The following is a 10,018-nucleotide window of genomic DNA, read 5'->3' as shown; positions in this document are numbered from 1 at the left end:
GCTCGGGCGCGAGCACCGCGATCACCTTGATGTCGCCCGAATCGACGAAGCCCTTGGCCTCGGAGGCGTCGCCCGTGAAGGCCTGCACCGAGCCGGCGAGGAGCTGGGTCACCGCCTCGCCGCCGCCGTCGAAGGCCACGTATTTGACGGTGCGCACGTCCTCGACCCCCGCGGCATTGGCCGCGATCAGCACCTTGAGGTGATCCCAGCCGCCCACCGCCGAGCCGCCGGCGACCGAGACGCTGGAGGGATCGGCCTTGATCGCATCCATCAGCTCGGGAAGCGTGTTGATGGGCGAATCCGCGGCGACCGCGATGATGCCGTAATCCGCCCCGACCGAGGCGAGCCAGCGCACCTGGTCCATGGTATTGCCCGGGAACGCGCCCTGGGCGAGCCGCGTCGAGGTGGCCGAAGAAGCCGCCACGATCAGGTCGTTGGAATCGTTGCGCTTGTTGACGACCTCGGCGAAGGCGACCCCGCCGCCGCCGCCGGCGAGGTTGGTGACCTGCATCGTGCCGGGGACGAGCCCCAGATCCTGCAGCGTCTTTCCCACCTGCCGGCAGGTGAAGTCCCATCCGCCGCCGGGCGCCGCCGGCGCGATGCATTCGGTCGCTTCGGGCTCGAAGGCGTTCGCTGCCGCCGCCAGTCCCATGGCGGCCGCGAAGGTCGCAAGGCCCTGCACCAGAATCTTCATGTCTTTTCCCCCTGTCTCGAAGTCGCCCGGGGCGGGGCCCCGGGGCGTCGATGCCCGCTAGACTAGGCCGGGGCGGCGCGCGAAGCCAAGGAGATTCCTGCCGCCGCTCAGGCGGCGTTGGGATAGAGCGCCTCGTAGATCGGCCCCAGCGTGGTGCTGTCGAAGAGCGAGGAGACCGAGGTGCCGTTGGCGATGTTCAGGATCGCCTGGCCGAAGAGCGGCGCGACCGGCACGATCCGGATGTTCTCGGCCTTCCGCACCGCCGGGGTCGGCTCGATCGAATCCGTCACCACGAGGCTCTTCATCACCGAGCCCGTCACCCGCTCCACCGCCGGGCCCGAGAGCACGCCGTGGGTGATATAGGCATGCACTTCCTTCGCGCCCTGCGAGGTCAGCAGCTCCGCCGCCTTCACCAGCGTCCCGGCGGTGTCGCAGATGTCGTCGACGATGACGCAGACCCGGTCCCTGACGTCGCCGATCACCGTCATCGAGGCGACCTCGCCCGGCGCCGAGCGGCGCTTGTCGACGATGGCGAGATCGGCGTCGATGCGCTCGGCGAGCTCGCGCGCCCGCGCCACGCCGCCGACGTCCGGCGAGACCACGGTCACCTCTGCGAGGTTGGCGAAGCGGTGCATGATGTCGAGCGCGAAGACCGGCGAGGCATAGAGGTTGTCCACGGGCACGTCGAAGAAGCCCTGGATCTGGGCGGCATGCAGATCCATCGTCAGCACCCGCTCGATGCCGGCGACGGTCAGCAGGTTCGCCACCAGCTTGGCGCTGATCGGGGTGCGCGCCTTGGAGCGGCGGTCCTGCCGCGCATAGCCGAAATAGGGCATGACCGCGGTGATCCGCGCCGCCGAGGACCGGCGCAGCGCGTCGCACATGATCAGGAGCTCCATCAGGTTGTCGTTCGCCGGGTTCGACGTCGACTGGATGATGAACATGTCCTCGCCGCGGACGTTCTCGTAGACCTCGACGAAGATCTCCTGGTCGTTGAACCGCTCCACGCGGGTCCTGACCAGTTCCACCGGCTCGCCGCGATGGATCGAGATGCGCCGTGCGATCGACTGGGCCAGGGGATGGTTGGAATTGCCCGCGATGAGCTTGGGCTTGAAGAGAGGGTTCATGGCGGCAGCCTTTCGCGTGCATCCCCGGCTCGCGCCGTGGCCTAGCACCGCAGGTCGGGCTTGCAAAGCCCCGCAATTCCCCGATGCTCGGTCCCATCCGCCATGGGGAGGACCGGGCCTTGGCCACGATCGACTATTACTGCTTCCCGCTCTCGGTTTTCAGCTATTTCGCGGGCTTGCGGCTCGAGGAGATCGCCGCCCGCCACGGCGCGGAGATCACCTACAAGCCCGTGGAGCTTCCCCGCATCTTCGCCGAGACCGGCACGCCGCCGGTCAAGGACCGCCACGAATCCCGGCGGCGCTACCGGCTGCAGGACATCGCGCGGCTGGCGAGGACGACCGGCCTGGCGGTCAATCCCCAGCCCCGGCACTGGCCGACCAATGCCGTCCCGGCCAGCGTCGCCATCATCACCGCGCAGAACGCCGGCGGCGGCGATGTCGGCGCGCTGCTGCACGGGCTCCTGCGGGCGGTCTGGGCCGAGGAGCGCGACATCGCCGAGGATGCGGTGATCCGCGACTGCCTCGCCGCGGCTGGCTTCGATCCGGGCCTCGCCGACCGGGGCATGCTCACCGGCGTCGAGACCCTCCAGCGCAACACCGACGAGGCGCTCGCGCGTATGGTCTTCGGCGCGCCGAGCTATGTGGTGGGCGAGGAGGTCTTCTGGGGCCAGGACCGGCTCGCGCATCTCGACGCGCATCTCGCAGAACTCGGCTGAGCGCGTCTCGAAGGTTCTCATGCCGTTGGTCCTTCCGCCGGACCGACACCTTGGCCTCTGGGCCGAGCCCCGGGACAGGGAAAAGGCCGCGCGCCCCCCGCGGCCCGCACCACATGGCCCCGGGCCGAAAAGGCGAGGCATTGTCTCGCGCCGGTTCTCCGGCCAGAGCGCGCGAGCGCGGAGGCCGAGGGGGGGACGGGGTCCACCATACGCGGGCAATCCGCGAGGGAAATGCGGCGTCGCCATGGGCGGCCGCCGGACCGGGCCGGTCCGTGAGAACGGATCCCGGCGCCCGGATCGACGACCCGGGGATCGCCCTCAGCCCCGCGCCCCGGCGGCGGCGGCGGTCAGCGCGACCAGCTGCGCCACCTCGGCCTCCGAGGTTGCCCAGTTGCAGGCGAAGCGCGCCGGCAGCATCTCCTCCTCCGGACCCTCCATCGGCAGCTCGTGCGGCCAGAACCCGTAGACCGCGCCCGCGGCCCTGAGGGCGCGATGCACCCGCCGCGGCGCCGCCGCCATGACCAGGTTCGCCTCGGTGGGATGGAAGAGCCGCACGCAATCGAGCGCCGCCAGCCCCTGCGCGAGCGCCGTTGCCCGGGCATTGGCGCAGCGCGCCAGATCGCGCCAGAGGTCGCCCTCGAGATAGGCCTCCATCTGCGCCGAGAGATAGCGGTGCTTGGAGAAGAGATGCCCGCCGCGCTTGCGGCGCAGCTCGAACTCCCAGGCCCGCGCCGGATCGAAGAGGATCACCGCCTCGACCCCCACGAGCCCGTTCTTGGTCCCGCCGAAGGAGAGCGCGTCCACACCCGCCTTCCAGGTCAGCTCCGCCGGGCTGCAGCCGAGATGCGCCAGCGCATTGGCGAGGCGCGCCCCGTCCAGATGCACCGCCATGCCCTGCGCGCGGGCGACCTCCGCCAGCGCCGCGATCTGCGCGGGCGCATAGACCGTGCCCGCCTCGGTGGCATTGGTCAGCGACAATGCGGCATTCTGCACGCCATGCACCCCGCGCGGCGCGGCACCGGCGAGGGCCGCGGCGAGGTCCTCGGGATCGATCCGCCCGTGCGCCCCCTCCATGAGCACGAGCTTCGCGCCGCCGGTGTAGAATTCCGGCGCACCGCATTCGTCCACGGCCACATGCGCCTCGCGGTGGCAATGGACCGCACCCCAGGGCGGCGCCAGGCAGGCCAGCGCCAGCGCATTCGCCGCGGTGCCGGTGGCCACCAGATAGACCGCGGCCTCCGGCGCCTCGAAGAGCGCGCGCAGCGCCGCCGTCACCCGGCCCATCGCCGCCTCGGCGCCGTAGGAGGCGGCATGGCCCTCGTTGGCGCGGGAGAGCGCCGCGATCACCGATGGATGCGCCGGGCCGGCATTGTCGGAGGCGAACCACATCAGACGTCCTCGCCGATCACGAAATCCTCCCAATCCTCCTCGTCGACGTCGTATTCCGCCACCATCCGGCCGCGCAGGCTGATCCCGGCGCGATGCACGCTCTCGGGATCGCCCGAGAGCAGCGGATGCCATGGCTCGAGGTCGCGCCCCTCGCGCACCAGCCGATAGGCGCAGGTCCGCGGCATCCAGGCGAGCGTGGCGTCGAGATTGTCGCGGTCGAGCATCACGCAGGCCTTCACCAGCTGCCGGCGCAAGGGATAGTTGCCGCAGCGGCAGGTGTCGCGGTCGAGCAGCCGGCAGGCGATGTTGGTATAGGCCAGCGCGCCGCTCTCCTCGTCCTCGAGCTTGACGAGGCAGCATTTGCCGCAACCGTCGCAGAGCGCTTCCCATTCGTTGCGGGGAAGCTCCTCGAGCGGAAAGCGCTTCCAGAAGTCCGGGCGCAGCCCGGCGCGGTCGATCGGGTCCGTTGTCATGGCCGGATCTATGGCCGCATTTTCGGCCGGGCGAAAGACCCGACGTCAGCCGGCAGCCCAGTCGTCCCGTCGCGCCGAACAGAGGACATGCGGGCGCAGCGCATGGCCCGTAGGCAGGGCAGGATGTTCGAAATCGCGGCTGGTGTCGCGCCGCATCCCCAGCCGCTCCATCACCGCCAGCGACCGCCGGTTGGCGACGTCGGTGAAGGCGACGATCTCGTCGAGACCGAGCGTCATGAACCCGTGATCGAGCCAGCCCCGGGCCGCCTCGGTTGCGTAGCCCCGGTCCCAATGCGCGCGGACCAGGCGCCAGCCGATCTCGACGCAGGGACAGAACGGCAGGTCCATGTCGCAGCGGGCAATGCCCGCCATCCCGAGGAAGACGCCATCCTCCCGTCGCTCGATCGCGGCAAAGCAGAAGCCGTCGAGCCGCCATCGCCGCAGGAAGTCGTCGATCTCGGCGTCGCTCTCGCGCCGATCGAGCGGCCCGGGAAAGTCCATCACCTCCGGATCCGCGTTCATCGCCGCGAACGACGGGCGGTCCTCCGGCCGCCAGTTCCGCAGGATCAGGCGTTCGGTTTCCAGCATGCGTCGCCCCTCCGTCGCCCGCCGGCTTCCGCGCGGATTAACCCGCTGTCAACCGCCGCGTCCTAACGATCTGGCAAGGAGTCCCGCCCCGCGCGCGGACCCGAACCAGCGAAGGACCGGGATCTTGGTGGAAACGACCGGCGGCGCCGCCGCGCCCGAATGGAAATGGCTGCGCAGCCGGGAATTCGATCTCGGCTTCATCCTCGGCATTCCGGCGTTGAGCTTCGCCTCGGTCGCCCTGATCCTCAGCGTCCCGGACCTCTTCTGGTACGTGCTCGCGATCGACCTCTGGATCCTCGGCTACCACCACGTCATCTCCACCTACACGCGGCTCTGCTTCGACCGGAAGAGCTTCGCCCAGTCGCACTTCCTGATCTTCGGCCTCCTGCCGATCGTGGCCATCGCCACGCTCGCGGTGGCCGCCGTCGCCGGCATCTGGATCATCGTCTCGGTCTATTTCTACTGGCAGTGGTGGCACTACACCCGGCAGAGCTGGGGCATCAGCCGCGCCTACCGCGGCAAGGACCGCGCCGCGCTCTACGAATCCGGCCGGCTCGACATCGCGATCTTCTATGCCTGGCCGGTCCTGGGCATCCTCAACCGCTCCGCCCAGGATCCCGGAACCTTCATTGGCCTGCCGATCAAGGTGATCCCGGTGCCACAGGTCGCGGTAACGCTGGCGGCGATCGCCACAATCGCACTTACCGTGATCTGGATCGTTCGCCGCGTCCAAGCCTGGCGCGCCGGCCGCCTCGCGCCCCTGCACACCCTCTACATGGCGACGCATTTCCTCGTCTTCGGCACCTTCTACATCGCCGTCGCGGACGTCACCTTCGGCTGGCTCGGCGTCAACATCTGGCATAACGCCCAGTACATCCTCTTCGTCTGGCTGTTCAACACGCGCCGCTTCAAGGACGGCATCGACCCCGAGGCGCGGTTTCTCTCCTACATCAGCCAGCCGGGCCGGCTCTGGCTCTACCTGCTGACCTGCGTCGCCATCACCGGGGTGGTCTATGTCGGCATCCTCGGCACGCTCGAGGCGGCGCTCGCTGCCGGCATGGCCGGGACGGTGGTGCTCTACCAGATCGTCAACTTCCACCACTACCTCGTCGACAGCATGATCTGGAAACAGCGCAAGGCGCCGATCCGCACGACTCTCGGCCTCGACTGACCGGCGATGGCCCACGGCTCCGGCCCGTCCGGCGCGCCGCCGGGATCGGCGCACAACCCATGGCTCGACCTGCTGCGGTCCCTCGCCATCGTGCTCGTCCTCCTGCGCCACGGCCATCGCTCGGCCCTCAACGAATTCGGTCTCGCCTCCGGCCCCGCCGGCAATGCGATGCTGAACGGCTGGGTCGGCGTCGATCTCTTCCTGGTGCTCTCGGGCTACCTGATCGGCCGGCAGCTCCTGCGCGGCCTTCAGGACACGGCCGCCTTCGACTGGCCCGCCTACCTGATGCGGCGGGGATTTCGCATCGTCCCGAGCTATGTCGCCGTGCTCGCCCTCGTCATGCTCGGCGCCTTCCCGCTCTACGTATTTCCCCGCGAGGCGCTCGCCTTTCGGGGATTCTACCACCTTCTCCTTCTTCAGGATTACCTGCCCCCCAACATCAGCATCGTCTTCTGGACGCTCGGGGTCGAAGAGAAGTTCTATCTCGTCGCCCCGCTCCTGATCGCCCTTTGCCTGCGCGCCGGGCCGCTCAGGACGCGCCTGATGATCCTCGCGCTCGTCTTCGTCGCCTCCCCGCTCCTGCGCGCCCTCACGCTCGCCGGCACGCCCCTGCCGCTCGACTATCCGACCTACTTCCACGGCTTCCGCAGGCCCTTCCATGCCTGTCTCGAACCGCTGGCCGCCGGCGTCGCGATCGCGCTCGCCGAGCGGGCGGGTGGCCTGAGCCGGTTCGCGTCTTCAAGTGGCGCGATTCTCGCTTCCGCAGCGCTCGCTCTCTTGATCTGGCTCGCGAGCCACGATCTCCTCGCGCATATCGTCGCCTTCGACGTGGTCCTTCAACCGGCGCTGATCGCGCTTCTCTGCGCCGCGATGGTGCTCGGCGCCGTGCTGTCGGCCCGCAGGCCCCTGCCCTTCGCTCCGGCCGCGCAGATGCTCGCGACACTGAGCTACACGCTCTACCTTGTGCACTTCCCGCTGATCCCGCTGGCGATGGCGCTGGGCAAGACAACTCCGCATCCGCTGGCGGGCTTCTGGGTCGCCTATCTCGGCCTCTCGACGCTCGCGGCGATCGCGCTGCATCTCGCCGTGGAGCGCCCGTTCCTCAACTACCGCGACCGGCTCGGCGCGACCTCGGCCGCCGCCCGGGCGCCCGAGGGTCAGCCGCGCTGAAGCTCCCCGAGCCGGGCCCGCGCCGCGTCCACGTCGGCCCGCATCTGCGCCACCAGCGCGGGCGCGGTCTCGAAGCGCCATTCCGGCCGCAGGAAGGCCATCAGCGCCACCGACACCTGCGCGCCGTAGAGATCGCCGTCGAAATCGAGCAGATGCACCTCCAGATTGGGCCGGTTCTCGCCGAAGGTCGGTCGCGTGCCGATCGAGGCGGCGCCCAGGTAGCGGCCCCGGTGCGGGCCGTCGAGCACGTCCACGCCCACCGCATAGACCCCCAGCCGCGGCAGATGCAGCCCGTCGAGGCCGAGGTTGGCGGTGGGAAAGCCCAGTTCCCGGCCGCGCCGGTCGCCCTCGCGCACCGGCCCCTCGATCCGGTGCCAGTGGCCGAGGATGCGCGCCGCCTCCTCGGGCCGCCCCTCGCCCAGCGCCGCGCGGATCGCCGTCGACGAGAAATCGCCCTCCGCATCGGCCACCAGTGGCGCGATGGTGACGTCGATGCCGAGCGCCGGGCCCAGCCGCCGCAGCAGTTCGGTATCCCCGCTCCGCCCCTTGCCGAAGCGGAAATCCGCCCCCGCCACCAGATGCCGCAGCCCCAGCGCCCCGGCAAGCACCTCGCGCATGAAGGCCTCCGCCGACAGGCCGGCGAGATCCGCGTCGAAGCGGATCTCGTAGAGCTGCTCGACCCCGAGCTTCTCCATCCGCCGCGCCCGCGCATCCGCGGTCATCAGCCGGAACGGCGGGCCGTCGGGGGCGAAGAAGCTGCGCGGATGCGGCTCGAAGGTCACCACCCCGAAGGCCGTGCCATGCTCCGCGGCGGCCGCCCGCGCCAGCGCCAGCACCGATTGGTGGCCGAGATGCACGCCGTCGAAATTGCCGATCGCGGCCGCCGCGCCCCGGTCCGCCGGATCGAGCCCGTGATGGCTCAGATGTCTCTTCATGGGCCTCCGGGCCGGGCGGCGTCCAGACGCGCCGCAGGAACCTGCCGCGCCACCTCCGCCCGTATCGCCGAAGGCGCGGCGGCATTCAAGGGCGGGCCGGCGCCCGGCCGTCTAGCGCAGATAGGCGATCGCCAGCTTCGGCGCGAGCCGCGCCGCCGCGAGATAGGTCCGCAGCAGCGCCGGATCCGGCCCGGCGGCGCGGCTCGTGCCGGTCTCCTCCGCGGCGAGCCCGCCGGCGACGAAGAGCGCGTCGAGCCCCTCGCCCATGGCGCCGAGGATGTCGGTGGCGATGCCGTCTCCCAGGCAGAGGATCTCGTCCGCCGGCGTCTCGAAGCCCAGCATCTCCGCCATCTTCGCGCGCGCCAGAGCGTAGATCGGCGGATGCGGCTTGCCGAAATAGTAGCTCTGCCCGCCCGCCTCGCTGTAGGCGGCCGCGATCGCGCCGGCGCAGAAGATGCGGAGGTCGCCCACGTCCACCACGATGTCGGGATTGGCGCAGAGCAGCCTCAGCCCCCGGATCTTGCCCTCGAGGATCGTGGCGCGATAATCGGCCGGCGTCTCCGCCCGGTCGTCGAAGAGCCCGGTGCAGACGATCCCCTCGGCCTCCCCGAGCGGCACGCGCTCGATGTCGTAGGGCCGGCCGGCGTCGTCGCGGAAGAAGCCCAGGTCGCGCTCCGGGCCGATGTGATAGACCCTGCGCCCGAACTGTCCGGCGGCCATCGCCGCCTGGGCCGCGTCGCCCGAGGACACGATCAGGTCGTAGCAGGACCGCGGCGCCCCCAGCCCTTCGAGCTGGACCGCCACGTCGCGGCCCGGCCGCGGTGAATTGGTCAGCAGCACCACCCTGCCGCCGCGCGCGCGGAAGCGCTCGAGGGCCGCCACCGCCTCGGGGAAGGCGCATTGCCCGTCGTGCAGGCAGCCCCAGAGGTCGCAATAGAGCAGGCTGTAGCCACGGTCGATGGAATCGAACGTCTGGATGATCTCGGTCATGGCGGCGGCCCCGGGTTGCGGTGCGCGCTCCTAGCCGATATCGCGCCCGGCGCAAAGCCATGCCGCGGCAGATTTCCCGGCCCCCGCCCCCTTGACAGGCCCGAGCGCGCTCAATACCTCAGCGCGTGTGTTAGCACTCACTGGTGGCGAGTGCTAATCCCACCGGAAGCCACCTTCACAGGCTGGAACGCGAATCAAGGAGCGAACCGAAATGCACTTCACGCCTCTGCACGACCGTGTGGTTGTCCGCCGCATCGAGGGCGAAGAGAAGACCAAGGGCGGCCTGATCATTCCCGACACTGCCAAGGAAAAGCCCTCCGAGGGCGAGGTCGTCGCCGTCGGCGAGGGCGCGCGCAAGGATTCGGGCGAGTTGATCCCGATGTCGGTCAAGGCCGGCGACCGCATCCTCTTCGGCAAGTGGTCCGGCACCGAAGTCAAGATCGAGGGCGAGGATCTCCTCATCATGAAGGAGAGCGACGTGCTCGGCATCATCCAGAGCGGCTCCAAGGCCGCCAAGGCCGCCTGATCCCGCACGCCGATCCTCAGTCAGCAGAATTCAAGGAGAACATCCGATGGGCGCTAAGCAGCTCAAATTCGATACCGACGCGCGCAACCGCCTGCTCAAGGGCGTGGACATGCTCGCCGACGCCGTCCGCGTCACCCTCGGGCCCAAGGGCCGCAACGTGGTGATCGACAAGTCCTTCGGCGCGCCGCGCATCACCAAGGACGGCGTCACCGTCGCCAAGGAGATCGAGCTCGAGGACA

The 10,018-nt window shown here is 69.9% G+C and carries 12 protein-coding genes; 5 read left to right on the top strand and 7 right to left on the bottom strand.

What is annotated here, in order from left to right:
- Both V7050_RS13670 and V7050_RS13665 read right to left on the bottom strand, forming a co-directional pair.
- A partial coding sequence (locus tag V7050_RS13670; protein ID WP_442885626.1) for a Bug family tripartite tricarboxylate transporter substrate binding protein occupies positions 1 to 694 on the bottom strand: 694 nt, incomplete at its 3' end.
- A 107-nt stretch (positions 695 to 801) separates the two neighbouring features.
- The gene (locus tag V7050_RS13665; protein ID WP_324368967.1) at positions 802 to 1,821 is read right to left on the bottom strand and encodes a ribose-phosphate pyrophosphokinase; all 1,020 of its coding nucleotides are present in this window, start codon (positions 1,819 to 1,821) and stop codon (positions 802 to 804) included.
- A 119-nt stretch (positions 1,822 to 1,940) separates the two neighbouring features.
- Between V7050_RS13665 and V7050_RS13660 the strand changes: the two genes are divergently transcribed.
- Positions 1,941 to 2,537 carry a 2-hydroxychromene-2-carboxylate isomerase gene (locus V7050_RS13660; RefSeq protein WP_324368969.1) on the top strand — a complete coding sequence of 199 codons (597 nt, stop codon included), beginning with the start codon at positions 1,941 to 1,943 and terminating at the stop codon, positions 2,535 to 2,537.
- A 318-nt stretch (positions 2,538 to 2,855) separates the two neighbouring features.
- Here the strand turns inward: V7050_RS13660 and V7050_RS13655 are convergent, their stop codons facing one another.
- The 3 genes from V7050_RS13655 to V7050_RS13645 are packed head-to-tail and all read right to left on the bottom strand — an operon-like array spanning position 2,856 to position 4,987.
- The gene (locus V7050_RS13655; RefSeq protein WP_324368970.1) at positions 2,856 to 3,926 is read right to left on the bottom strand and encodes a threonine aldolase family protein; all 1,071 of its coding nucleotides are present in this window, start codon (positions 3,924 to 3,926) and stop codon (positions 2,856 to 2,858) included.
- Entirely contained in the window at positions 3,926 to 4,399 is a 474-nt protein-coding gene (locus tag V7050_RS13650) for a YcgN family cysteine cluster protein (RefSeq protein ID WP_324368973.1), read from the bottom strand. The genes V7050_RS13655 and V7050_RS13650 overlap by 1 nt, the downstream gene beginning before the upstream one ends.
- A 45-nt stretch (positions 4,400 to 4,444) precedes the next feature.
- Positions 4,445 to 4,987 carry a GNAT family N-acetyltransferase gene (locus V7050_RS13645; protein ID WP_324368974.1) on the bottom strand — a complete coding sequence of 181 codons (543 nt, stop codon included), beginning with the start codon at positions 4,985 to 4,987 and terminating at the stop codon, positions 4,445 to 4,447.
- A gap of 124 nt (positions 4,988 to 5,111) precedes the next feature.
- Between V7050_RS13645 and V7050_RS13640 the strand changes: the two genes are divergently transcribed.
- Positions 5,112 to 6,158 carry a hypothetical protein gene (locus V7050_RS13640; protein ID WP_324368976.1) on the top strand — a complete coding sequence of 349 codons (1,047 nt, stop codon included), beginning with the start codon at positions 5,112 to 5,114 and terminating at the stop codon, positions 6,156 to 6,158.
- Positions 6,159 to 6,164: 6 nt separating this feature from the next.
- A complete protein-coding gene (locus V7050_RS13635) occupies positions 6,165 to 7,328 on the top strand; it encodes an acyltransferase family protein (RefSeq protein ID WP_324368978.1) in 1,164 nt (387 codons plus the stop codon).
- Here V7050_RS13635 and V7050_RS13630 read toward each other — a convergent pair.
- Positions 7,316 to 8,263: a bifunctional riboflavin kinase/FAD synthetase gene (locus V7050_RS13630; protein ID WP_324368980.1), complete on the bottom strand. Its 948-nt coding sequence runs from the start codon at positions 8,261 to 8,263 to the stop codon at positions 7,316 to 7,318. The genes V7050_RS13635 and V7050_RS13630 overlap by 13 nt on opposite strands.
- A 111-nt stretch (positions 8,264 to 8,374) precedes the next feature.
- On the bottom strand, positions 8,375 to 9,253 hold the full coding sequence (locus tag V7050_RS13625) for a TIGR01459 family HAD-type hydrolase (RefSeq protein ID WP_324368982.1): 879 nt from the start codon (positions 9,251 to 9,253) through the stop codon (positions 8,375 to 8,377).
- A gap of 211 nt (positions 9,254 to 9,464) precedes the next feature.
- Here V7050_RS13625 and groES point away from each other — a divergent pair, with 211 nt between their 5' ends.
- Complete coding sequence (gene groES, locus V7050_RS13620) at positions 9,465 to 9,779, top strand: co-chaperone GroES (RefSeq protein WP_324368984.1); 315 nt, start codon at positions 9,465 to 9,467, stop codon at positions 9,777 to 9,779.
- A 46-nt stretch (positions 9,780 to 9,825) separates the two neighbouring features.
- On the top strand, positions 9,826 to 10,018 hold a 193-nt coding region (locus V7050_RS13615; RefSeq protein WP_324410678.1), incomplete at its 3' end, for a TCP-1/cpn60 chaperonin family protein.

Source organism: Amaricoccus sp. (genome assembly GCF_036846665.1).
GTDB lineage: Bacteria > Pseudomonadota > Alphaproteobacteria > Rhodobacterales > Rhodobacteraceae > Amaricoccus.
The sequence above is the reverse complement of the archived record's forward strand: the minus strand, read 5'-3'. Positions and strand labels throughout refer to the sequence as shown.